The sequence below is a fragment of the Pseudomonas sp. NPDC088429 genome (genome assembly GCF_044753305.1).
GTDB classification, from domain to species: Bacteria; Pseudomonadota; Gammaproteobacteria; order Pseudomonadales; family Pseudomonadaceae; genus Aquipseudomonas; species Aquipseudomonas rustica.
This window is the reverse complement of sequence record NZ_JBIVMX010000052.1, coordinates 13,457-34,807: the sequence shown is the minus strand read 5'-3', so window position 1 is coordinate 34,807 and position 21,351 is coordinate 13,457. Positions and strand designations below refer to the sequence as shown.

Here is a 21,351-nt window from a genome sequence, read left to right as displayed (position 1 = left end):
GCGTTACAGCCAGTGTGGTCGACAGTGCCTATGAAGCGGCAGGCGCAACCATTGGCAGTGCCAATGACGCGTTTGGCGCCGAGCTGATTCTCAAAGTGGTCGCGCCAAGCGATGCCGAACTCACGCTGATCAAGCGCGGTACGGTGTTGGTCGGCATGCTCAACCCGTTCAACAACAAAACCATCGCGAAGATGGCCGAGTGCGGCATTACCGCGTTCGCCCTCGAAGCGGCGCCGCGCACCTCGCGCGCGCAGAGTCTCGATGTGTTGTCGTCGCAGGCGAACATTGCCGGCTACAAGGCTGTGTTGCTGGCCGCTCACCACTATCCGCGCTTCATGCCAATGCTGATGACCGCTGCGGGCACCGTGAAAGCGGCGCGCGTGCTGATTCTTGGCGCCGGTGTGGCCGGGTTGCAGGCGATCGCCACGGCGAAACGTCTGGGTGCGGTGATCGAGGCGTCTGACGTGCGTCCGGCGGTGAAAGAGCAGATCGAATCCCTCGGCGCCAAGTTCGTCGACGTGCCGTACGAGACCGATGAAGAGCGCGAATGCGCCGTCGGTGTCGGGGGTTACGCGCGACCAATGCCGGCGAGCTGGATGCAGCGTCAAGCGCAGGCCGTGCACGAGCGCGCCAAGCAAGCTGACATCGTCATCACCACCGCGCTGATTCCGGGCCGCAAGGCACCTACGCTGTTGAGCGCGGACACCGTGGCGCAGATGAAACCGGGTTCGGTGGTCATCGACCTCGCCGCTGCTCAGGGTGGCAACTGCCCGCTGACCGTGGCTGATCAGGTCGTGGTCGAGAATGGCGTGACCATTTGCGGCCCGACCAATCTGGCCGGTGAAGTCGCTGCAGACGCTTCGGCGCTGTACGCACGCAACCTGCTGGACTTCCTCAAGCTGGTCTTCACTAAAGAAGGCCAGTTCGACGTCAACCTCGAAGACGACATCGTCGCCGCGTGCCTGATGTGCCGCGACGGCCAAGTCATCCGCAAAAAACGCCTAAGCAGGGATTCAGACGATGGAAGAGCTTATCTCCCCCGGTATCTACAACCTGATCATCTTCGTGCTGGCGATTTATGTCGGTTACCACGTGGTCTGGAACGTTACACCTGCGCTGCACACGCCGTTGATGGCGGTGACCAACGCCATCTCGGCGATCGTGATTGTCGGCGCCATGCTCGCGGCGGCATTAACTGTCACGCCGCTGGGCAAAACCATGGGCACCCTCGCCGTGGCACTGGCCGCGGTCAATGTCTTCGGTGGCTTCCTGGTCACCCGCCGCATGCTTGAGATGTTCAAGAAGAAAGCCCCGAAAGTAAAAGAAGAGGCGCCGAAGTAATGAGCATGAATCTCGTCACGACGCTCTACCTGATCGCGTCGATCTGCTTTATCCAGGCCCTCAAAGGCCTGTCGCACCCGACTACTTCGCGGCGCGGCAACCTGTTCGGCATGCTCGGCATGGCGTTGGCCATCCTGACCACTGTCGGCCTCATCTATAAGTTGGGCGCTGAGCTGGCCACTGCCGGTATCGGTTATGTGATCGTTGGCCTGTTGGTCGGCGGCACGGCCGGTTCGATCATGGCCAAGCGCGTTGAAATGACCAAGATGCCGGAACTGGTCGCCTTCATGCACAGCATGATCGGCCTCGCGGCAGTGTTCATCGCCATCGCTGCGGTGGTTGAGCCGCAATCGCTGGGCATCGTTAAACAGTTGGGCGACTCGATCCCGGCGGGCAATCGTCTGGAGCTGTTCCTCGGCGCGGCGATCGGTGCAATCACCTTCTCCGGTTCGGTGATTGCGTTCGGCAAGCTGTCGGGCAAGTACAAGTTCCGTCTGTTCCAAGGCGCACCGGTACAGTTCACCGGTCAGCACAAGCTGAATGCCGTGCTGGGTCTGGCTACACTGGCACTCGGCCTGACCTTCATGTTTACCGGCAACCTCACCGCCTTCGCGCTGATGCTGGCGCTGGCGTTCGTGATGGGCGTGCTGATCATCATCCCGATTGGCGGTGCAGACATGCCGGTCGTGGTGTCGATGCTCAACAGCTATTCGGGCTGGGCGGCGGCAGGTATCGGCTTCTCACTGAACAACTCGATGCTGATCATTGCCGGCTCGCTGGTGGGTTCGAGCGGTGCGATCCTCTCGTACATCATGTGCAAGGCGATGAACCGTTCCTTCTTTAATGTACTGCTCGGCGGTTTCGGCAACACAGCCGATGCAGGCCCTGCCGGTGCGAAAGAAGCCCGTCCGGTGAAATCCGGTTCGGCTGACGACGCGACTTTCCTGCTGACCAACGCCGACACCGTGATCATCGTGCCGGGTTATGGCTTGGCAGTAGCGCGTGCACAACATGCGCTGAAAGAGCTGACCGAGAAGCTTACCCACCGTGGCGTGACCGTGAAGTACGCGATCCACCCGGTTGCCGGCCGTATGCCGGGGCACATGAACGTTCTGCTCGCCGAGGCCGAAGTGCCTTACGACCAGGTGTTCGAGATGGAAGACATCAACTCCGAGTTCGGCCAGGCCGACGTGGTCCTGGTGCTCGGCGCGAACGACGTGGTCAACCCGGCCGCGAAGAACGATCCGAAGTCGCCGATTGCCGGCATGCCGATTCTCGAAGCGTTCAAAGCCAAGACCATCATCGTCAACAAGCGCTCGATGGCCAGTGGCTATGCCGGCCTGGACAACGAGCTGTTCTATCTGGACAAGACCATGATGGTGTTCGGCGACGCGAAGAAAGTCATCGAAGACATGGTTAAAGCGGTCGAATAATTCCCCGCTGCAGCACCGAACGCCCCGACTTGTCGGGGCGTTTTTGTTTGCGCAAACAGTCGGACAATTTGCCGCGTTGTTGCAGATCCAGTAACGGTGTTTTACTTGAAACCCGCTGAATAGACGCCTCGTTTGCGACCTTGGTAGCGGGACAGGCGCCCGTCAAATTCACTAGACTGCGCATCCTGCTACTCGCTTCCCGAGATAATAATCCATGTACCGTGACCGTATTCGCCTGCCTTCGTTGTTGGACAAAGTGATGAGCGCCGCCGACGCAGCCGCTCTGATTGAGGACGGCATGACCGTTGGCATGAGCGGCTTCACCCGCGCCGGCGAAGCCAAGGCTGTTCCTCACGCACTGGCCGAGCGCGCCAAGGTCACGCCGCTGCAGATCAGCCTGATGACCGGCGCCAGCCTGGGCAACGACCTCGACAAGCAACTGACCGAGGCCGGCGTACTGTCGCGGCGCATGCCGTTCCAGGTCGACAGCACCTTGCGCAAGGCGATCAACGCCGGCCAGGTGATGTTCATCGATCAGCATCTGTCGGAAACCGTTGAGCAACTGCGTAATCAGCAACTGAAGCTGCCGGACATCGCGGTCATCGAAGCCGTGGCCATCACCGAACAGGGCCACATCGTGCCGACCACCTCAGTGGGCAACTCGGCGAGCTTCGCGATTTTCGCCAAACAGGTGATCGTCGAAATCAACCTGGCGCACAACGCTAATCTCGAAGGCTTGCATGACATCTATATCCCGACCTACCGCCCGACGCGCACGCCGATCCCGCTGGTAAAAGTCGACGACCGCATCGGCAGCACGGCGATTCCGATCCCGCCGGAGAAGATTGTCGCCATCGTTATTACCCAGCAGTCGGATTCGCCGTCCACCGTGTCGACGCCGGACGTCGATACCAACGCCATCGCCGAGCACCTGATCACCTTCTTCAAACAGGAAGTCGACGCCGGGCGCATGACCAACAATCTCGGCCCGTTGCAGGCCGGGATCGGCAACATTGCCAACGCGGTGATGTGTGGCCTGATCGATTCACCGTTCGAAGACCTGACCATGTACTCCGAAGTGTTGCAGGATTCGACCTTCGACCTGATCGACGCCGGCAAGCTGAGCTTTGCTTCGGGCAGCTCGATCACCTTGTCGGAGCGCCGCAACAGCGACGTGTTCGGCAATCTCGAGAAGTACAAGGACAAATTGGTGCTGCGTCCGCAGGAGATCTCCAACCACCCGGAAGTGGTGCGCCGCTTGGGCATTATCGGGATCAATACGGCGCTGGAGTTCGACATCTACGGCAACGTCAACTCCACCCACGTCTGCGGCACGCGGATGATGAACGGCATTGGCGGTTCGGGCGACTTCGCGCGCAATGCGCATCTGGCGGTGTTCGTGACCAAGTCGATCGCCAAGGGCGGCGCAATTTCCAGCGTGGTGCCGATGGTCAGCCACGTTGACCACACCGAGCATGACGTCGATATTCTGGTGACCGAAGTCGGCCTGGCCGACCTGCGTGGCCTGGCGCCACGGGAGCGCGCGCGGGTCATCATCGACAACTGTGTGCACCCGGACTTCCGCCAGGCGCTCAACGATTACTTCACGGCGGCCTGTGCGATCGGTGGTCACACCCCGCACATCCTGCGTGAAGCGTTGAGCTGGCACATGAATCTGGAAGAAACCGGGCGCATGCTCGCGGTGTAATTCACACAGATAAACCGCTGATGCAAACACAGTTTGTGTCAGCGGACTCTCGCAAGTCCCCCGCCTTACAAAAACTGTACTGCTGTACTGGTCATTTCCTACAGCATTTGCTTACCTTTCCTGACGAATTGAGCAAAAACGCACTACTTAAGTGCGGACAGGTACAGTTTGCTCTATTTCGACCCGTACACCGCCTATAAACAGTTAACTGGTCACTCACAATACAGTTGAACTGTATCTAGAGAGACTAGGCAAACGAGAGGATCATGGGCACCAGTCAAACCACTACCTGATCCCGCCACAAGCGGAAGGATGTCAACCATGGAACGTACACTCAGTTCCGAACTGTTCTTCGAAGACAAAGCTGCAAAAAACCAGGCTTCCATGCCTCTGCGCGTTCTCGCCAACCTGATGTTGTGGCAACGCCGCATCTCCAGCCGCCACCAATTGGCCCGTCTGGATTCGCGTTTGCTGGCAGACGCCGGTATCAGCGAAGCTCAACGCTACGAAGAGCTGAGCAAGCCATTCTGGCGCTAAGCAGCGTCGCTGGCTCTGGTCGTTAGACCCACCGCCAGCAACCCGAATTGCACAAACGAAACCCGTCGTGGGAAACCACGACGGGTTTTGTCGTTTCAGCCCCTGAAAAACCCAAACCAGTACAGTTCACATGATTCTAAATCAGACCATTACAATTATAGGAGCTGCCGAAGGCTGCGATCTTTTGATCTTGAAAATCCAAAGCAAAAGATCGCAGCCTTCGGCAGCTCCTACAGGTTTTTCGTCTGGATGCTGGTTTGGCGAACGCGTCTGCGCCTAATATCCACACAGAACGTGGCGAATGATGCGCAACAGGCGTCTGACTCCTCAGATACCGAGCCACCTCTCAATACGGTTTTATTCACAGGAGTTACATCATGTCCCGTCTCCGCCTGCTCAGCGCTGCTGCCCTTCTGGCCGTTGCTGCCAACGCCAGCGCCACCAGTTTCATCGTTACCACTGACGCCGTCGTCGGTGCGCTGAAATCTTCGTCCGACGCCACTTCCGATGTGACCTCGTCGTTCCGTGACGACAAAATCGTCCTCGCTGCCCGTGATGACGCGGCCAGCTTCGTCGCTACCCAAGGCGATATCCGTGGCGTGAAACTGGAAAGCGCGCTGGATCACATCCGCCACCAGGCTCCACAACTGAACGCGACCGACGCAGAGCTGGCTCAGGCCATTCTGACGATCTAAGCGATTCGAGCATTGCGGGACACGCCAGCCGTGTCCCGATGTTTCGAGACTGGCTCTGGCCCGGGCATTGCGCTAGCCTTGCGGCTCGCTAACAGTTACCGAGTCCGATGCGTTTTCTTCCAAATCTGCTGATCCCTTCCGTATTGCTGAGCGCCTGTTGGGCGACGTCGGTCGATGCCTATGATGCTTTCAATGCGTCGACCCAAGGCATTGTCGTCAGTGGTTACGCCACCAGCATGGTGTCTTCCGCGCCTTTCGACCGTAAACTGCTGTTCGCCGCTCACGATGACGCGGCAGCGTTCGTGGCCAGTGACGGCCAATTGCGCGGGGCGCAGCTGGAATCCGCGCTGAATTACCTGCGTAAAAAACGGCCGAAACTTCATGTCTCTGACCTTGAACTGGCAGAAGCAATTCTCGTCCAATAGTTAACCCAGCCCTTAGTTAACCTGTCCCTCCGGAGTCGTTCCATGCGTAGCCCGCTGATTGCTGCCGCCCTTGGCCTGTTTTTGTTGGCCGACGTGGCCCAGGCGCACACCCTGGTAGCCACCAGTAACATCATCGTTCGTGCCTCCCAGCGCACCATCGATTTCACCTCCGACACCACCACCTCGATCCGCGACTCGAAAATCATCCGCGAAGCGCACGATGACGCCGCCAGCTTCGTCGCCACCAACGGTGATATCCGTGGCGCGCACCTTGAAGCCGCCCTCAACACATTGCGCACGCGCGTCCCGGAAGCCCGCGACGCCAGTGATCAGGTACTCGCCGAAGCCATCCTCGCACTGTGAAGTCACTCGGCGCCTGGCTGCTGGCCGGCGCGTTGTTGCTACTTGGCAACAGCGCCCACGCCGGCCTGCAATTGCGGCTCAAGACCGACGGTCTGAGCCCCGCCCAACAACAGGCCAGCCAGGCGCTGATCGATGAGGCGATGCAAAAACTGCCGCCGAGCTTTATCGAGCGGCTGGATCGGCGCATCGATGTCGGCTGGACCGACGACATGCCCGCCAATGCCTACGGCCAGGCGACGCTGGTTGCCGAACTCGATCTGAACCGCAAACTGCTCGCCGGCCTCACCGATGGCAGCGCCGCGAAAGAGAAAACCAATCGCCCCCACGGCACTGTGCGCCAGGAATTGCTCGCCACGGTGCTGCACGAAATCACCCACATTTATGACCGCGCCCGCTTGTGGCCGGACGCCGAGCGCACGCTGATCCAACGTTGCACCCGCCGCTTCAACAGCGCCGGGCTGATCGGCATCCCCGATGAATGCCGTGGCCAGAACGGCCGTCGTTTCACTCTCAGCGATGATCCGCGCCTGCTTGACCTGGCGGGTTGGCAGCAATACGTCGGCCGTCGCGGTGAGCGTGAGCAGCACAATCGGCAGATCGCCCGCAGCCCCGATCTGTACGAGATTTCCAGCCCGAAAGAGTTCGTTGCGGTCAACATGGAGTACTTCCTCCTCGACCCGAGCTACGCCTGCCGCCGCCCCGCGCTGTACCGCTATTACCAGCAACATTTCGGCTGGGCGCCACCGGCCAAAGACACGTGCAGCAAGACCTTCGCGTTTTTGAACGCCGGTAACGACTTCGCCAAACAGCCACTGGGGCACGTCGATCCGGAGCGGGTTTACGCGGTTGATTACTTGCTCGCAGAAGCCAATCAGAACTGGGTCAGCCGCTGGGGCCACAGCATGTTGCGCCTGGTGATCTGCGCGCCGGGCCGTCCGCGTGGGCCGGATTGCCGACTCGATCTCGATCAGCATCTGGTGCTGTCGTACCGCGCCTTTGTCGGCGATGTGCAGTTATCAAGCTGGGACGGACTGGTCGGTAAATACCCCTCACGGCTATTCGTACTGCCGCTTGCGCAGGTGATCGACGAATACACCAAGACCGAATTGCGCAGCCTCGCTTCCGTGCCGATCAACCTGTCACGGGAAGAGATCGAAGGCGTGGTCGAACACGCTGCCGAGATGCATTGGAGCTATGACGGCAACTACTTCTTCCTCTCCAACAACTGCGCGGTGGAAGGTTTGAAACTGTTGCGCAGCGGCAGTGATAACAGCCGGTTCGTTGGACTCGACAGCATCATGCCCAACGGCTTGCTGGAAGTGATGAAGGGCCGCGGGTTGGCCGATACCAGCGTGTTGGATGATCCGAAAGAAGCACTGCGTCTGGGTTATCGTTTCGACTCGTTCCGCGATCGCTATCAGGCGATGTTTGATGTGTTGAAGAAGCAGCTGCCGATCAAACAGACCACCGTTGAGGAATGGCTGTCGCTCACCGCCGAAGAACGCCGCGAGTGGTTCGAGCGTGCGGATCTGCGCACCAGCGCCGCCTTGTTGTTGCTGGAGCAGGCGAGTTATCGACGTCAGTTGTTGCTGGCGCAGGATGAGGTCAAGCAGCGTTACCTCGGCGCGCGTGAGCTGGAGAACGGCGGCATGGACAAGGCCAACGCGACGCTGCAGGAAATCCTCGCCAACAGTGGTTTCCTCAGCCGTCCGGCGGAGCTTCTTGATAGTCGTGGTTATGGGTTGCCACAGCCGAGCGAGTTCAAGCGACTGGAAGATGAAAGCAGCCAGCGTCAGAAGAAGTTGCTGGTGCTGTCGGGTGATCTGGATGCCGAAGTGCGCAAGTTGCTGGAGCCGAAGCGCGCTGCCGAGATTGCCGCGAGTGAGGAGAATGTGAAGCAGATTGGCGCGCATCTGCGCAAATTGCACAAGGCATCGGGTGGACTTGAATTGCCTTGAAAGCAAAAGATCGCAGCCTGCGGCAGCTCCTACAGGGATTTGTGGATATTCCTGTAGGAGCTGCCGCAGGCTGCGATCTTTTGACTGACTAACGATTAATACAGCACGCCATCGAGGATTTCGTAAACGATCCCGGTGCCCACCGCGATCAGCACGATATCGCCGCCAGTCCGGCGCCATTCGTAGCCCGGATACACCGGCAAGCGACCCAACGCGCGACTGTCCAGACGCTCGCCGTAATAGCCGTGCGGCAACGGCCGGCCACGCTCCAGATGAATCCCCGGAGGCGGCGGTGCACCGCGTACAAAGTAGCCATGATTGTCGCGAATGGTCTGGCGCACCGGGCCAAAGTCGTGCGGTGGCGGGCCGCCACGGTGATCGTTCTGCGGGCCACGATGATCGTCGCGATGATCATCACCGTGGTTATCGTAATGGCCCTGCGACGGGCCGCCGTGGTCGTGATCGTCGCGCTGATCGGCGCTGGCCAGCAGCGGCGTTGCACTGATCATCAGTACGCCCAGTCCGGCTATCAGACGTTTCGGCATTTTCATCGGGTCTTTCCTCACGGCACAAACAGCAAAAAGGGCTGCAGAACGATGTTCTGAAGCCCTCGGTCTTGCTGGATTAGTCTGCGCTTTGAGGTGCTAATTCCTCTGTATCAGGAACTTTACCTTCAGCTGACGCGAGCCTTACGCACGCCTTCGGACAGCGCCGAACACAGGCCTAACACACCGTCGATGGCTTGTGCAGGAGTGGTCGCGTTGGCGATGTGATCGATCAGCGCCGAGCCCACCACCACACCATCAGCCAGACGCGCGATGGCCGCCGCTTGCTCCGGGGTACGGATGCCGAAACCGATGCTGATTGGCAGATCGGTGTGACGACGCAGACGGGTCACCGCCTCTTCGACGTGCTCCAGCGTTGCAGCGCCAGCACCGGTCACACCGGCCACCGACACGTAGTAAACAAAACCGGAGCTGCCATTGAGCACTCGCGGCAGACGCGCATCGTCGGTGGTCGGCGTGGTCAGACGGATAAAGTCCAGACCGGCAGCCTGCGCCGGATCGCAGAGTTCTGCGTTGTGCTCAGGCGGCATGTCGACCACGATCAGACCGTCAACGCCGGCCTCTTTCGCGTCAGCGATGAAGCGCTCAACGCCATACATGTGGATCGGGTTGAAGTAACCCATCAGCACCAACGGCGTGTCGCTGTTGCCTTCGCGGAATTCGCGAACCATTTGCAGGGTTTTCACCAGGTTCTGCTTGGCGCCCAAGGCACGGATGTTCGCCAACTGGATCGCCGGGCCATCGGCCATCGGGTCGGTGAACGGCATGCCCAGCTCGATCACGTCGGCGCCGGCACCCGGCAAACCTTTGAGAATCGCCAGCGAGGTGTCGTAGTCCGGATCACCGGCGGTGACGAAGGTCACCAGCGCGGCGCGGTTCTGTTCTTTGAGGTCGGCAAAACGGGTTTGCAGGCGGCTCATCAGTGTTTCTCCTGCTTAGACTGTTCCATGTGATGCATGACGGTCTGCATGTCTTTGTCGCCACGGCCCGACAGGTTGACCACCATCAGGTGATCCTTCGGCAGCTTCGGTGCGCGTTTGAACACTTCAGCCAAGGCGTGGGCGCTTTCCAGTGCAGGAATGATCCCTTCCAGTCGGCAGCATTTGTGGAACGCATCCAGCGCTTCGTCGTCGGTCACCGAGGTGTACTGAACGCGACCGATGTCATGCAACCACGCGTGTTCCGGGCCGATACCCGGGTAGTCGAGACCGGCGGAAATCGAGTGGGCGTCGATGATCTGGCCATCGTCGTCCTGCAACAGGAAAGTACGGTTGCCGTGCAACACACCCGGAACGCCGCCATTCAGGCTCGCCGCGTGCTTGCCGGTTTCGATGCCGTAACCGGCGGCTTCAACCCCGATGATCTCAACGCTCTTGTCGTCGAGGAACGGGTGGAACAAGCCCATCGCGTTGGAACCGCCACCGATGCACGCCACCAGGCTGTCCGGCAGACGACCTTCCTGCGCTTGCAACTGATCGCGGGTTTCCTTGCCGATCACGGCCTGGAAGTCGCGAACCATCGCTGGATAAGGATGCGGGCCGGCCACGGTGCCGATCAGGTAGAAGGTGTTGTCGACGTTGGTCACCCAGTCACGCAAGGCTTCGTTCATCGCGTCTTTCAGGGTGCCAGTGCCGGCAACAACCGGAATCACTTCAGCGCCCAGCAATTTCATGCGGAAGACGTTGGCCTGCTGACGTTCGATGTCAGTGGTGCCCATGTAGATCACGCAATCGAGACCGAAACGTGCGGCGACGGTGGCAGTGGCCACGCCGTGCATGCCAGCGCCGGTCTCCGCGATGATGCGTTTCTTGCCCATGCGCCGCGCCAGCAGAATCTGGCCGATGCAGTTGTTGATCTTGTGCGCGCCGGTGTGGTTAAGCTCTTCGCGCTTGAGATAAATCTTCGCGCCGCCGCAGAATTCAGTGAGGCGCTCAGCGAAATACAGGGGGCTCGGACGTCCGACGTAGTCACGCTGGAAGTAGGCCAATTCTTCTTTGAATGCCGGATCTTCCTTGGCCGCTTCGTATTCGCGGGCCAGATCGAGGATCAACGGCATCAGGGTTTCCGCCACGTAGCGGCCACCGAACGCGCCGAACAGGCCGTTATCGTCCGGGCCATTACGCAGATCAGAGGTGTTCGAAGTCTGGGTCATGAGTCGCTCCAGGTGAATTCGGGTGATAAGACAATGACGACCACTCTACCCCTGACCTTCTATGCTGAAAACCGATAAGATCGCCACAACCTATCAGGAAAACTCACAGATACCATGAGCCACGACCTTCCCCCGCTGAACGCCCTGCGCGCGTTCGAAGCGACCGCCCGTCTGAACAGCGTCAGTCAGGCTGCCGAGCAATTGCACGTCACCCATGGCGCGGTCAGTCGGCAGCTCAAAGTGCTGGAGGAGCACCTCGGCGTCAGCCTTTTCGTCAAGGATGGTCGCGGCTTGAAACTCACAGATGCCGGCATGCGTTTGCGTGATGCCAGTGGTGAGGCTTTTGATCGGCTGCGCAGTGTTTGCGCCGAGTTAACCCAGAGCACCGCCGATGCGCCGTTTGTACTCGGCTGTTCTGGAAGCTTGCTGGCGCGTTGGTTTATTCCGCGCTTGGGGCGATTGAATGCTGATCTGCCGGATTTGCGCCTGCATCTGTCGGCGGGTGAAGGCGATCTCGATCCACGTCGTCCGGGGCTGGATGCTTTGCTGCTGTTCGCCGAACCGCCGTGGCCAGCAGATATGCAGGTTTACGAATTAGCCGCAGAACGCATCGGCCCGGTGATGAGCCCATTGTTCAGCGGCTATCAGCGCCTGCAAGCCGCGCCAGCCTCGGCCCTGCTCAATGAACCGCTGCTGCACACCACCTCGCGCCCACAAGCGTGGCCAAGCTGGGCACAGCAAAGCGACCTCGACGCAAAAGCGCTGAAGCTCGGGCAAGGTTTTGAGCATTTGTATTATTTGCTGGAGGCAGCCGTCGCTGGTCTCGGCGTGGCCATCGCGCCGGAGCCGCTGGTGACGGAAGATTTGAAGGCCGGTCGCCTGGTTGCGCCGTGGGGCTTCAGTGAAACCCCGGCGCAACTGGCGTTGTGGCTACCCAAGCGCGCCGCAGACGGACGCGCTCGGCAACTGGCGCAATGGCTCAAGAACGAGCTGCGCCAGAGCGATCACTCGCCGCGCTTGAACAGCAAGTAAGCGGCCAGCAGACCGATTGCACCGACTGCGACACCGGCAGTCGTCCACGGATGTTCCTGCGCGTAATCGCGGGTGGCGATCCCGGTTTCGCGGGTTTTCACTTTGACTTCTTCATAGGCATCGCTGAGCAGGTGGCGCGAGTGTTTCAGCGCGCTTTCGGCATTGCTTTTCAGCGCCTTGAGGGTCTTGCGCGACTCGTCCGAAGCGTCGTCCTTCAGGCTTTCCAACGACTTGAGCAGACTCTCGATCTCGGCTTCCATGCTTTGCAACGAGGCTTTACGTAAAGAGGTGTTGGCCATGATGGCTCTCCTGCATTGGTGATGAGTGGCGTGTGTTGGTTGGGACTTCGGCGGTTCGAGAAAGTGCAGAAAATCTGAACTTCGCCTGCTCAGCGCCGCCGAAATCAACAGTGCAGATTCACTGCTAGTCTCAATCCCACACGCCAAGGAGTTCGTTATGAGTGACCATCACACGTACAAGAAAGTAGAGCTGGTCGGTTCGTCGACCACTAGCATCGAAGACGCCATCAACAACGCAATTGCCGAAGCCAACAAGACCATTCGCAACCTGGAATGGTTTGAAGTCACCGAAACCCGTGGTCATATCGAAAACGGTAAGGCTGCGCACTTTCAGGTGACGCTGAAAGTCGGCTTCAAGATTGCCAGCAGCTGAGTTTGGTCTAGTCTTCTGAACTTGCGCGCTGGCCGAGTGCCATAGGAATGGCAAAGCGCTATAGGGTGAGCGCATCGGGTGGATGACCCGATGCCCGCCTCTTTCAATCCGACCAGGGAGTGCGACCGATGAAGAAGTTTATGTTGGCGGTAGGTTTGTTGAGCCTTGCGGGTGGTGCGTTTGCTGCCGGTAAGCCATGTGAAGAGCTGAAAAGCGAGATCGCGGCGAAGATTGATGCCAAAGGTGCTTCCGGGTATTCGCTGGAGATTGTCGACAAGGGCGCAGATGCTGGCGCTAAAGTTGTTGGCACCTGCGAAGGTGGTACCAAGGAAATCGTCTACAAGCGCGGTTGATTGCGTGTGAAATACAAAAGCCGACGTGAATGCGTCGGCTTTTTTGTGTCCCATGTAGGAGCTGCGGCACGCTGCGATCTTTTGATCTTGCTCTAAAAACCTAGATCAAAAGATCGCAGCCTCGTTTCACTCGACAGCTCCTACAGGGGGCCGCGCGTTATCCTTTCATGACTTGCGCCAGCAGTTCGTACGAATGCACGCGATCAGCATGCTCATACAAATCGCTGGTAAAAATCAGCTCATCCGCCTGCGTCTGCTCAATCAGCACTTCCAGCTTCGCGCGGATCTTCTGCGGGCCACCCACCATCGCCAGCCCAAGGAAATCACCCACCGCCTCACGCTCATGCGGCAACCACAGGCCATCCATGGTTTTCACCGGCGGACGCTGCACCAGGCTCTGCCCGCGCATCAGCGCCAGAATGCGCTGGTACACCGACGTCGCCAGATAATCCGCCTGCTCATCGGTATCCGCGGCCACCAATGGCACACCGAGCATCACGTACGGCTTGTCGAGCACTGCCGACGGTTTGAAGTGATTGCGATAAACGCGAATCGCCTCGTGCATGAAGCGCGGGGCGAAGTGCGAGGCGAAGGCGTACGGCAAACCGCGCTCACCGGCCAGTTGTGCACTGAACAGGCTGGAACCGAGCAACCAGATCGGCACATTGGTGCCCGTGCCCGGCATCGCGATCACCCGTTGATCGGGGGTGCGCGGGCCGAGGAAGCGCACCAGTTCGGCGACGTCCTCGGGGAAATCATCAGCGCTGCCTGAACGCTCGCGGCGCAGCGCACGCGCGGTCATCTGATCGGAACCAGGCGCACGGCCCAGACCCAGATCAATCCGTCCCGGGTACAGGCTTTCCAGGGTGCCGAACTGCTCGGCGATCACCAGCGGCGCATGGTTGGGCAGCATCACGCCGCCGGAGCCGACGCGAATAGTCGACGTACCGCCGGCCAGATAGCCGAGCAGCACCGAGGTCGCCGAGCTGGCGATGCCGTCCATGTTGTGGTGTTCCGCCACCCAAAACCTTGTGTAGCCGAATTTCTCGACGTGCTGCGCCAGATCCAGCGAATTGCGCAGCGCTTGCGCCGGGCTGCCGTTTTCGCGCACTGGCACCAGATCGAGGGTGGAAAATTTTACGTCGGACAGTTGTTTCATAAACCTGCGTCTCCGAGTGAGGCGGCAGGTTTTTCTTAGCGAACGAAATCCTGCCGAATCCATAAGCGTGTTTCATGCAATGAGGGCATATACCCGAGTTTCAATAGCAGCGAAGATATTTCCTACTAAAAAAGTCAACGATTCAGACGGGCTGAACTTTGTTCCGACGTCTATCCTCAGAAGCCTTGCAAGCAAAAACCACGACGACGCGGCGTTTCCGCGTCAGATCTTGAGGAGGCAGACATGGCTATCGTGAAGAAAGCATCCGCACATTGGGCAGGCGATCTGAAAACCGGCATCGGCTCGATCTCCACCGAAACCGGTGTCCTCAGAGAAGCACCCTACGGCTTCAAGGCCCGCTTCGAGGGCGGCAAGGGCACCAACCCGGAAGAACTGATCGGCGCTGCACATGCCGGTTGTTTCTCCATGGCGTTCTCGATGATTCTCGGCGATGCGGGCCTGACGGCTGACAGCATCGATACTCAGGCTGAAGTGACCCTTGATCAAGTGGACGGCGGGTTTGCGATCACTGCGGTGAAGCTGATTCTCAAAGCGAAAATCCCTGGGGCGACCCAAGCGCAGTTTGATGAACTGAGCAAAAAGGCCAAGGAAGGGTGCCCGGTGTCGAAAGTGCTGAATGCGCAGATCAGCCTTGAGGCGACGTTGGTCAGCTGATTCTGCGTCAGCAGGTCTGACGCTTTCGCGAGCAGGCTCACTCCTACAGGGGATTTCGGTCGATCACAGAAATTGTGTCCGCCGGTGATCAAATGTAGGAGTGAGCCTGCTCGCGATAGCGATCTCAACATCACCGCGAATCAGAAACCGTGCGTACATCTTGTGCGCAAAGTCAGAACTCGCTTCACCAAAATATGGTCGAATACGTGACAGCAGCTTCAGCGCACGTCCGTGCGCGCTGCCTCAGGGAGCTTCACTCATGAAACGTATTGGCTTGGCCATCCTCTGCAGTGCATTGGCCACTTCGGTTGTTGCGGCACCGAAAGACTGCGAAGAACTGAGAAAAGAAATCGAGATCAAGATCCAGGCCAAAGCCGTGCCTTCGTACACGCTGGAAATTGTCAGCAAGGAAGAGGCGGCCAAGCACGATATCGCCATGGTCGTGGGTTCGTGTGAGAACGGCACCAAAGCGATCATCTATCAGAAGAACGACTCCTGATAACGCTTAAGGCACGCAGTTGATCTGCCGTTCTTCGGCAACGATCTGCCCCTGACGATTGATCAACCGGGCGCTTGGCGTGAAGGCCAGCGACCGTGCTTCGAGCCGGTAGCGTTGCCCGGCTTCGAAGTGGTCATAGGGCACGGTCATGTAGCAAAGGCGCTCCTGCGGATCGGTATCCATGCCCTGACCACCGCCGAAAATCTCGAAATCGAAGCGCACCGTCAATTCATGGCTGCCCGGCGTGACCTGGAAAAAACGCCCATCGCGTAGACGCTGATTATCCAGGCGTTCAGCCATCAACACTTTGCCGCCGGGTGTCGGCATCGAAAAGTCGACCCAGGCCATTTGCGGATCGACCGCTGGCAGCGGGCTCTGACAGCCGGCAAGCACACTTCCTACCAGCAACAACGTCAACCTGCGCATGATCAATGTCCTTTGATGAGGACAGCCAGCATACCGCCGATCAAGTCTTCTGGCAGCCCGCCGGTGTGCCCTGCCCGACGACTTTGCGCTGCTCATCATAAAGTTTGGCCCATGGCCGGAAACCAATACTGCCCGCCTGCAACTGATAGCGTTGGCCGGCGTTGAAATCCTTGAATTTCACGTTCAACTGGCAATCGCGCCACAACGGTTCGGCATCAGGGCCGATGTTGCTGGCGTCTACCGGGAACTGATAGCGCACCTTCAATTCATGGCTGCCGGGCTCGACTTCAAAATAGCGTTTATCAATCGCGGCCTGGCTGTCGACCTTCAGCGCTTGCAGGGTCGTGTCCTGTTGCCGGGCATCAAGATCGATCCAGGCTTGAGAAGGGTCGGGGTCGGGCATTCCGAAATTGGCACAACCGGCCAGCGTCAGCAGGCCTCCCGTCAGCATCAACATGCGCATAGCGGTGCTCCTTAAGGCGGGATAGTCTTGCGAGCAGACTTTCCGGGGGGATTTCTTATTGTGATCAGGCCGTTTGCAAGCCATGGGTTACTTGATCGCGTTTTTCGGATTTTGTTTCCGGGTGTGATGTTTTTGTTGCTCAACGGTTGCGCCAGCGTCAGCTATTACAGCCAGTTGGCCAGCGGGCAGCTGCAACTGCTGCGGGCGCGCGAGCCAGTGGCCGAGGTGATTGCCGACCCGGGCCGCGATGCGAAGTTGCGCGCACACCTGAGCCAATCGCAAAAGGCTCGTGCCTTCGCCAGCGAACATCTGCACTTGCCCGACAACCAAAGCTATCGCCTGTACGCCGACATTGGCCGGCCGTTCGTGGTGTGGAATGTGTTCGCCACTCAGGAGTTTTCCCTGACGCCGCAGAACCATTGCTTTCCGATTGCCGGGTGTGTGGCTTATCGCGGCTATTACAGCCAGGGCGCGGCACGGGGCGAAGCGGCGATCCAGCGCTTGCAGGGCATGGACGTGTCGATTGGCGGCGTCGAGGCCTACTCGACGCTGGGCTGGTTCAACGACCCGATCATCAACACGATGATGGGCTGGGGCGACGAACGCCTGGCCACGCTGATCTTTCATGAACTGGCGCATCAGCGCTTTTATGTGAAGGACGACACCGAGTTCAACGAGTCCTTCGCCACGTTCGTCGAACAGGAAGGCACGCGGCAATGGCGCGTGTTTCGTGGGTTGCCGGCGGATACCGACTCGCGGTTGCAGCAGCGGGATCAATTCATTGAGCTGGTGCTGGATGTGCGCTCACGGCTGGAGAAGCTGTATGCACAGCCATTGCCGGCTGAGCAAATGCGCGAACGTAAAGCGGCCGAGTTCGAACAGTTTCGTCGGGACTATCGCGTGATGCGCGATAGCCAGTGGGCTGGGGATAAACGCTATGACGCGTGGGTGAATGCACCGCTGAACAATGCGCGGTTATTGCCGTTTGGGCTGTACGACCAGTGGGTGCCGGCGTTTTCGGTGTTGTTCAAACAGGTCGGGGGGGATTGGCTGAGGTTTTATGCCGAGGTTGAGCGGTTGGGTGGGTTGCCGGTGGCGGAGCGTAAGGCGGCGCTAAAGGCATTGGCGGAATCCTGATTTTGCATTGGCTGGGCCGGCCCTTTCGCGAGCAAGCCCGCTCCCACAGGAGGAATGCATTCCAAATGTGGAAGCGGGCTTGCTCGCGAAGACTGACTGATCAGCGCCGCAAAAACGCCTGATGTAACTCATCCAGCGTTTCAAAGTGATAAGCCGGCGCCTCGGCATTCAGCTCTTCAAAACTGCCAAATCCATAACCGACCGCCGCCGCATCCAGGCCATTGCTGCGTGCGCCAATCAGGTCGTGCTTACGGTCGCCGATCATCAGCGTATTCGCCGGATCCAGCCCCTCTTCTTTCATCAGGTGCGCAATCAACTCAACCTTATTGGTGCGGGTGCCATCCAGTTCGCTGCCGTAAATCACTTTGAAGTGCCGGGCGAAATCAAAGTGCCGGGCGATCTCGCGGGCGAATATCCACGGCTTCGACGTCGCGATATACAGCTGCCGACCTTGGCCGCCGAGGGTTTCCAGCAACGGTGTAACGCCATCAAACACGCGGTTTTCATACAGACCGGTGACCTTGAAGCGCTCGCGATAGAAATTCACCGCCTCCCACGCTTTGGCTTCATCAAAATCGTAAAACTGCATAAACGCCTGCAACAGCGGCGGGCCGATGAAGTGTTCGAGCTTGGTCAGATCCGGCTCATCGATGCCAAGTTTGGCCAAGGCAAACTGAATGGAGCGGGTGATGCCTTCACGCGGGTCGGTGAGGGTGCCATCGAGGTCGAACAGTACGGTTTGGTAATGCATGGGAATTCCTGGGCAGTCGCCAATTCGATTCAGAGTGTGTCGTAGCCTTCGGCCAGATGCAGATCCTTTAGCTTCACGTAATTGGCCGCGCTGTAAGTGAAGAAGGCGCGTTCCTTGTCGCTCAGCGGGCGAATCTGTTTTACCGGGCTACCGACATAAAGGAAGCCGCTTTCCAGACGTTTGCCCGGCGGCACCAGGCTGCCGGCGCCGATGATCACGTCGTCTTCAACCACCGCGCCGTCCATGACGATGCTGCCCATGCCGATCAACACGCGGCTGCCGACGCTGCAACCATGCAGCATGACTTTGTGGGCGATGGTCACGTCATCGCCGATCAGCAGCGGAAAGCCGTCAGGGTTGAACGGGCCGGCGTGGGTGATGTGCAACACGCAGCCGTCCTGCACACTGGTGCGCGCACCGATGCGGATGCGGTGCATGTCGCCACGGATCACGGTCAGCGGCCAGACCGAGCTGTCTTCGCCAATTTCCACATCGCCGATCACCACCGCCGAGCGGTCGACAAACGCGCCTTTGCTCAGGCTGGGGGTGTGATTCTGGTACTTGCGAACGGACACGATAATTTCTCTCTCTGTCGCCGATAGCTGCGGTGAATGCCGATTGTAATTAAGATGGGGCAATGTTTCCCCAGCCAAGGTGCCAACCGTGAGCGTGAACAACCCTCTGCTGCAGTCCTACGACCTGCCACCGTTCTCCACGATCCGTGCCGAACACGTCCTGCCAGCCATTGAAACCATCCTGGCCGACAACCGCGCCGCCATCGCCGAAATCCTCAAGACTCAGGTTCAGAACCCTACCTGGGCCGGGCTGGTGTTGGCGATGGACGAACTCAATGATCGCCTCGGCGCCGCATGGAGCCCGGTTAGCCACCTCAACGCCGTGTGCAACAGCGCCGAATTGCGCGAAGCCTACGAGTCGTGCCTGCCGGCCTTGAGCGCCTACTCCACCGAGATGGGCCAGAACCGCGAACTGTTCCAGGCGTTTGAAGCGCTGGCCAACAGCCCGGAAGCCGCCGGTTTCGACGTGGCGCAGAAGACTATTCTGGAACACGCCCTGCGTGACTTCCGTCTGTCGGGTATCGACCTGCCGGAAGCCGAACAGAAACGCTACGCCGAAGTGCAGAGCAAACTGTCCGAGCTGGGCAGTCGTTTCTCCAATCAACTGCTCGACGCCACTCAGGCGTGGATCAAGCACGTCAGCGACGAAGCCGCCCTTGCCGGCCTGACCGATTCGGCCAAGGCGCAAATGGCCGCCGCCGCTCAGGCCAAAGGCCTCGACGGCTGGCTTATCACCCTGGAATTCCCGAGCTACTACGCGGTGATGACCTACGCGCAAGACCGTGCGCTGCGTGAAGAAGTCTACGCCGCCTACTGCACCCGCGCCTCGGATCAAGGCCCGAACGCCGGCCAGAACGATAACGGCCCGGTGATGGAAGAGATCCTCGACCTGCGTCAGGAACTGGCTAGGCTGCTGGGTTTCGCCAGCTTCTCCGAACTGAGCCTGGCCACGAAAATGGCTGAATCCAGCGATCAGGTACTGAGCTTCCTGCGCGATCTGGCCAAGCGCAGTAAACCGTTCGCCGCACAAGATCTGCAACAGCTGCGCGCTTACGCCGCCGAACAGGGCTGCGCCGATCTGCAAAGCTGGGACAGCGGTTTCTACGGTGAAAAACTTCGCGAACAACGCTACAGCGTTGCTCAGGAAACCCTGCGCGCCTACTTCCCGATCGATAAAGTCCTGGGCGGTCTGTTCGCCATTGTTCAGCGCCTGTACGGCATCGAAATCGCCGAACAGAAAGGCTTTGACACCTGGCACCCGGACGTTCGCCTGTTCGAGATCAAGGAAAACGGCCAGCACGTCGGCCGCTTCTTCTTCGACCTCTACGCCCGCGCCAACAAGCGTGGCGGTGCATGGATGGACGGCGCCCGCGACCGTCGCCGCACCATCGACGGCGTGCTGCAAAGCCCGGTGGCCAATCTGGTGTGCAACTTCACCCCGGCCGACAGCGGCAAGCCTGCGCTGCTGACCCACGATGAAGTGACTACGCTGTTCCACGAATTCGGTCATGGCCTGCATCACCTGCTGACCCGCGTTGATCACGCCGGTGTTTCCGGGATCAACGGTGTGGCGTGGGACGCGGTCGAGCTGCCAAGTCAGTTCATGGAAAACTGGTGCTGGGAGCCGGAAGGCCTCGCGCTGATTTCCGGTCACTACGAAAGCGGTGAGCCGCTGCCGCAGGATCTGCTGGAAAAAATGCTCGCGGCGAAAAACTTCCAGTCCGGCCTGATGATGGTGCGTCAACTGGAGTTCTCGCTGTTCGACTTCGAACTGCACGCCACCCACGGTGACGGCCGCAGCGTTGCACAGGTACTCGAAGGTATCCGCGACGAGGTGTCGGTGATGCGTCCGCCGGCCTACAACCGCTTCCCGAACAGCTTCGCGCACATCTTCGCCGGCGGTTATGCGGCGGGCTACTACAGCTACAAGTGGGCTGAAGTATTGTCGGCCGATGCCTTCTCGAAATTCGAAGAAGACGGCGTGCTCAACGCAGAAACCGGTCGCGCCTTCCGCGAAGCGATTCTGGCGCGCGGCGGTTCGCAGGCACCGATGGTGCTGTTCGTCGACTTCCGTGGCCGTGAGCCGTCGATTGACGCACTGTTGCGCCACAGCGGCCTGAGTGAGGACGCGGCAGCATGAGTGAGGGGCCTGTGATTACCAAAAAACGCTTTATCGCCGGGGCGGTCTGCCCGGCGTGCAGCGAGCCGGACAAGTTGATGATGTGGAACGAAGACAGCGTGCCACACCGTGAATGTGTGGCTTGCGGTTACTCCGACACGCTCAACGAGCAAGGGCTGTCGGTGCCGAAAGAACTGGGCACGCGGGTGAACACCAGCGCTATCAGCAAACCTGCGCCGGACAAAACCGTGCAAGCCGTACAGTTTTTCCCCAACCCGAAGCTGAAGAAAAAGCCTGACGAGCAACACTGAC

25 protein-coding genes and 1 pseudogene are annotated in these 21,351 nt (G+C 59.4%); 17 read left to right on the top strand and 9 right to left on the bottom strand.

Going from position 1 to position 21,351, the window contains the following annotated elements:
• The 9 genes and pseudogenes from ACIP66_RS21650 to ACIP66_RS21610 all read left to right on the top strand — a co-directional run.
• Nucleotides 1–995: pseudogene (locus ACIP66_RS21650) on the top strand (NAD(P) transhydrogenase subunit alpha); the annotation flags it as partial.
• Nucleotides 996–1,020: 25 nt separating this feature from the next.
• Nucleotides 1,021–1,341, top strand: a complete 321-nt coding sequence (locus ACIP66_RS21645) for an NAD(P) transhydrogenase subunit alpha (RefSeq protein WP_003187417.1) — start codon at nucleotides 1,021–1,023, stop codon at nucleotides 1,339–1,341.
• Complete coding sequence (locus ACIP66_RS21640; RefSeq protein WP_008081130.1) at nucleotides 1,341–2,774, top strand: NAD(P)(+) transhydrogenase (Re/Si-specific) subunit beta; 1,434 nt, start codon at nucleotides 1,341–1,343, stop codon at nucleotides 2,772–2,774. Before ACIP66_RS21645 ends, ACIP66_RS21640 begins: the two co-directional genes overlap by 1 nt.
• 214 nt (nucleotides 2,775–2,988) lie before the next feature.
• A complete protein-coding gene (locus tag ACIP66_RS21635) occupies nucleotides 2,989–4,482 on the top strand; it encodes an acetyl-CoA hydrolase/transferase family protein (RefSeq protein ID WP_400650725.1) in 1,494 nt (497 codons plus the stop codon).
• Nucleotides 4,483–4,803: 321 nt separating this feature from the next.
• Nucleotides 4,804–5,019, top strand: a complete 216-nt coding sequence (locus ACIP66_RS21630) for a DUF1127 domain-containing protein (protein ID WP_053116413.1) — start codon at nucleotides 4,804–4,806, stop codon at nucleotides 5,017–5,019.
• Between the two features lie 377 nt (nucleotides 5,020–5,396).
• Nucleotides 5,397–5,714 carry a DUF2388 domain-containing protein gene (locus ACIP66_RS21625; RefSeq protein WP_008081137.1) on the top strand — a complete coding sequence of 106 codons (318 nt, stop codon included), beginning with the start codon at nucleotides 5,397–5,399 and terminating at the stop codon, nucleotides 5,712–5,714.
• Between the two features lie 107 nt (nucleotides 5,715–5,821).
• On the top strand, nucleotides 5,822–6,139 hold the full coding sequence (locus ACIP66_RS21620) for a DUF2388 domain-containing protein (protein WP_053116412.1): 318 nt from the start codon (nucleotides 5,822–5,824) through the stop codon (nucleotides 6,137–6,139).
• Between the two features lie 42 nt (nucleotides 6,140–6,181).
• On the top strand, nucleotides 6,182–6,502 hold the full coding sequence (locus tag ACIP66_RS21615; protein WP_007911662.1) for a DUF2388 domain-containing protein: 321 nt from the start codon (nucleotides 6,182–6,184) through the stop codon (nucleotides 6,500–6,502).
• Nucleotides 6,499–8,460: a DUF4105 domain-containing protein gene (locus tag ACIP66_RS21610; RefSeq protein ID WP_400650721.1), complete on the top strand. Its 1,962-nt coding sequence runs from the start codon at nucleotides 6,499–6,501 to the stop codon at nucleotides 8,458–8,460. Before ACIP66_RS21615 ends, ACIP66_RS21610 begins: the two co-directional genes overlap by 4 nt.
• Nucleotides 8,461–8,555: 95 nt before the next feature.
• Here the strand turns inward: ACIP66_RS21610 and ACIP66_RS21605 are convergent, their stop codons facing one another.
• The 3 genes from ACIP66_RS21605 to trpB form a co-directional block, all read right to left on the bottom strand.
• The gene (locus ACIP66_RS21605; RefSeq protein ID WP_053116410.1) at nucleotides 8,556–9,011 is read right to left on the bottom strand and encodes an anti-virulence regulator CigR family protein; all 456 of its coding nucleotides are present in this window, start codon (nucleotides 9,009–9,011) and stop codon (nucleotides 8,556–8,558) included.
• Nucleotides 9,012–9,133: 122 nt separating this feature from the next.
• Complete coding sequence (gene trpA, locus ACIP66_RS21600) at nucleotides 9,134–9,946, bottom strand: tryptophan synthase subunit alpha (RefSeq protein ID WP_159813327.1); 813 nt, start codon at nucleotides 9,944–9,946, stop codon at nucleotides 9,134–9,136.
• On the bottom strand, nucleotides 9,946–11,178 hold the full coding sequence (gene trpB / locus ACIP66_RS21595; RefSeq protein ID WP_150749956.1) for a tryptophan synthase subunit beta: 1,233 nt from the start codon (nucleotides 11,176–11,178) through the stop codon (nucleotides 9,946–9,948). The genes trpA and trpB overlap by 1 nt, the downstream gene beginning before the upstream one ends.
• A gap of 114 nt (nucleotides 11,179–11,292) precedes the next feature.
• On the opposite strand from trpB, the gene ACIP66_RS21590 reads away from it, so the two are divergent.
• Nucleotides 11,293–12,210: a LysR family transcriptional regulator gene (locus tag ACIP66_RS21590; protein ID WP_053116407.1), complete on the top strand. Its 918-nt coding sequence runs from the start codon at nucleotides 11,293–11,295 to the stop codon at nucleotides 12,208–12,210.
• On the opposite strand, the gene ACIP66_RS21585 is transcribed toward ACIP66_RS21590, so the two are convergent.
• A complete protein-coding gene (locus ACIP66_RS21585) occupies nucleotides 12,183–12,509 on the bottom strand; it encodes a YqjD family protein (RefSeq protein WP_007911686.1) in 327 nt (108 codons plus the stop codon). The two genes, ACIP66_RS21590 and ACIP66_RS21585, sit on opposite strands and share 28 nt — an antisense overlap.
• 157 nt (nucleotides 12,510–12,666) lie before the next feature.
• On the opposite strand from ACIP66_RS21585, the gene ACIP66_RS21580 reads away from it, so the two are divergent.
• Both ACIP66_RS21580 and ACIP66_RS21575 read left to right on the top strand, forming a co-directional pair.
• Nucleotides 12,667–12,882 (top strand): dodecin, encoded by a 216-nt coding sequence (locus ACIP66_RS21580; RefSeq protein ID WP_159813329.1) that lies wholly within the window; start codon nucleotides 12,667–12,669, stop codon nucleotides 12,880–12,882.
• Between the two features lie 128 nt (nucleotides 12,883–13,010).
• Nucleotides 13,011–13,235, top strand: a complete 225-nt coding sequence (locus ACIP66_RS21575; protein ID WP_053116405.1) for a DUF1161 domain-containing protein — start codon at nucleotides 13,011–13,013, stop codon at nucleotides 13,233–13,235.
• A gap of 157 nt (nucleotides 13,236–13,392) precedes the next feature.
• Here ACIP66_RS21575 and ACIP66_RS21570 read toward each other — a convergent pair whose 3' ends face one another.
• Nucleotides 13,393–14,394 carry an LLM class flavin-dependent oxidoreductase gene (locus ACIP66_RS21570; protein WP_282357942.1) on the bottom strand — a complete coding sequence of 334 codons (1,002 nt, stop codon included), beginning with the start codon at nucleotides 14,392–14,394 and terminating at the stop codon, nucleotides 13,393–13,395.
• Between the two features lie 243 nt (nucleotides 14,395–14,637).
• On the opposite strand from ACIP66_RS21570, the gene ACIP66_RS21565 reads away from it, so the two are divergent.
• Together ACIP66_RS21565 and ACIP66_RS21560 are read left to right on the top strand one after the other, a co-directional pair.
• The gene (locus ACIP66_RS21565) at nucleotides 14,638–15,069 is read left to right on the top strand and encodes an OsmC family protein (RefSeq protein WP_053116403.1); all 432 of its coding nucleotides are present in this window, start codon (nucleotides 14,638–14,640) and stop codon (nucleotides 15,067–15,069) included.
• Nucleotides 15,070–15,328: 259 nt separating this feature from the next.
• Complete coding sequence (locus ACIP66_RS21560; RefSeq protein ID WP_008081158.1) at nucleotides 15,329–15,568, top strand: DUF1161 domain-containing protein; 240 nt, start codon at nucleotides 15,329–15,331, stop codon at nucleotides 15,566–15,568.
• A 6-nt stretch (nucleotides 15,569–15,574) separates the two neighbouring features.
• On the opposite strand, the gene ACIP66_RS21555 is transcribed toward ACIP66_RS21560, so the two are convergent.
• Together ACIP66_RS21555 and ACIP66_RS21550 are read right to left on the bottom strand one after the other, a co-directional pair.
• Complete coding sequence (locus ACIP66_RS21555; RefSeq protein ID WP_008081161.1) at nucleotides 15,575–15,994, bottom strand: hypothetical protein; 420 nt, start codon at nucleotides 15,992–15,994, stop codon at nucleotides 15,575–15,577.
• A 40-nt stretch (nucleotides 15,995–16,034) separates the two neighbouring features.
• On the bottom strand, nucleotides 16,035–16,457 hold the full coding sequence (locus ACIP66_RS21550; protein WP_053116402.1) for a hypothetical protein: 423 nt from the start codon (nucleotides 16,455–16,457) through the stop codon (nucleotides 16,035–16,037).
• A gap of 60 nt (nucleotides 16,458–16,517) precedes the next feature.
• Between ACIP66_RS21550 and ACIP66_RS21545 the strand changes: the two genes are divergently transcribed.
• Complete coding sequence (locus tag ACIP66_RS21545; RefSeq protein WP_400650711.1) at nucleotides 16,518–17,594, top strand: aminopeptidase; 1,077 nt, start codon at nucleotides 16,518–16,520, stop codon at nucleotides 17,592–17,594.
• A gap of 100 nt (nucleotides 17,595–17,694) precedes the next feature.
• Here ACIP66_RS21545 and ACIP66_RS21540 read toward each other — a convergent pair whose 3' ends face one another.
• Nucleotides 17,695–18,345: an HAD family hydrolase gene (locus ACIP66_RS21540; RefSeq protein ID WP_212545473.1), complete on the bottom strand. Its 651-nt coding sequence runs from the start codon at nucleotides 18,343–18,345 to the stop codon at nucleotides 17,695–17,697.
• Nucleotides 18,346–18,374: 29 nt separating this feature from the next.
• Nucleotides 18,375–18,920 (bottom strand): gamma carbonic anhydrase family protein, encoded by a 546-nt coding sequence (locus ACIP66_RS21535; protein WP_400650707.1) that lies wholly within the window; start codon nucleotides 18,918–18,920, stop codon nucleotides 18,375–18,377.
• An 88-nt stretch (nucleotides 18,921–19,008) separates the two neighbouring features.
• On the opposite strand from ACIP66_RS21535, the gene prlC reads away from it, so the two are divergent.
• Nucleotides 19,009–21,060, top strand: a complete 2,052-nt coding sequence (gene prlC / locus ACIP66_RS21530; protein WP_400650704.1) for an oligopeptidase A — start codon at nucleotides 19,009–19,011, stop codon at nucleotides 21,058–21,060.
• The gene (locus ACIP66_RS21525; protein WP_053116396.1) at nucleotides 21,057–21,350 is read left to right on the top strand and encodes a YheV family putative zinc ribbon protein; all 294 of its coding nucleotides are present in this window, start codon (nucleotides 21,057–21,059) and stop codon (nucleotides 21,348–21,350) included. The genes prlC and ACIP66_RS21525 overlap by 4 nt, the downstream gene beginning before the upstream one ends.
• Nucleotide 21,351 lies beyond the last annotated feature (1 nt).

Coding starts and splice junctions, on each gene's coding strand:
- ACIP66_RS21645 (WP_003187417.1), top strand. CDS start 1,021: ATGGAAGAGCTTATCTCCCCCGGTATCTACAACCTGATCATCTTCGTG.
- ACIP66_RS21640 (WP_008081130.1), top strand. CDS start 1,341: ATGAGCATGAATCTCGTCACGACGCTCTACCTGATCGCGTCGATCTGC.
- ACIP66_RS21635 (WP_400650725.1), top strand. CDS start 2,989: ATGTACCGTGACCGTATTCGCCTGCCTTCGTTGTTGGACAAAGTGATG.
- ACIP66_RS21630 (WP_053116413.1), top strand. CDS start 4,804: ATGGAACGTACACTCAGTTCCGAACTGTTCTTCGAAGACAAAGCTGCA.
- ACIP66_RS21625 (WP_008081137.1), top strand. CDS start 5,397: ATGTCCCGTCTCCGCCTGCTCAGCGCTGCTGCCCTTCTGGCCGTTGCT.
- ACIP66_RS21620 (WP_053116412.1), top strand. CDS start 5,822: ATGCGTTTTCTTCCAAATCTGCTGATCCCTTCCGTATTGCTGAGCGCC.
- ACIP66_RS21615 (WP_007911662.1), top strand. CDS start 6,182: ATGCGTAGCCCGCTGATTGCTGCCGCCCTTGGCCTGTTTTTGTTGGCC.
- ACIP66_RS21605 (WP_053116410.1), bottom strand. CDS start 9,011: ATGAAAATGCCGAAACGTCTGATAGCCGGACTGGGCGTACTGATGATC.
- trpA (WP_159813327.1), bottom strand. CDS start 9,946: ATGAGCCGCCTGCAAACCCGTTTTGCCGACCTCAAAGAACAGAACCGC.
- trpB (WP_150749956.1), bottom strand. CDS start 11,178: ATGACCCAGACTTCGAACACCTCTGATCTGCGTAATGGCCCGGACGAT.
- ACIP66_RS21590 (WP_053116407.1), top strand. CDS start 11,293: ATGAGCCACGACCTTCCCCCGCTGAACGCCCTGCGCGCGTTCGAAGCG.
- ACIP66_RS21585 (WP_007911686.1), bottom strand. CDS start 12,509: ATGGCCAACACCTCTTTACGTAAAGCCTCGTTGCAAAGCATGGAAGCC.
- ACIP66_RS21580 (WP_159813329.1), top strand. CDS start 12,667: ATGAGTGACCATCACACGTACAAGAAAGTAGAGCTGGTCGGTTCGTCG.
- ACIP66_RS21575 (WP_053116405.1), top strand. CDS start 13,011: ATGAAGAAGTTTATGTTGGCGGTAGGTTTGTTGAGCCTTGCGGGTGGT.
- ACIP66_RS21570 (WP_282357942.1), bottom strand. CDS start 14,394: ATGAAACAACTGTCCGACGTAAAATTTTCCACCCTCGATCTGGTGCCA.
- ACIP66_RS21565 (WP_053116403.1), top strand. CDS start 14,638: ATGGCTATCGTGAAGAAAGCATCCGCACATTGGGCAGGCGATCTGAAA.
- ACIP66_RS21560 (WP_008081158.1), top strand. CDS start 15,329: ATGAAACGTATTGGCTTGGCCATCCTCTGCAGTGCATTGGCCACTTCG.
- ACIP66_RS21555 (WP_008081161.1), bottom strand. CDS start 15,994: ATGCGCAGGTTGACGTTGTTGCTGGTAGGAAGTGTGCTTGCCGGCTGT.
- ACIP66_RS21550 (WP_053116402.1), bottom strand. CDS start 16,457: ATGCGCATGTTGATGCTGACGGGAGGCCTGCTGACGCTGGCCGGTTGT.
- ACIP66_RS21540 (WP_212545473.1), bottom strand. CDS start 18,345: ATGCATTACCAAACCGTACTGTTCGACCTCGATGGCACCCTCACCGAC.
- ACIP66_RS21525 (WP_053116396.1), top strand. CDS start 21,057: ATGAGTGAGGGGCCTGTGATTACCAAAAAACGCTTTATCGCCGGGGCG.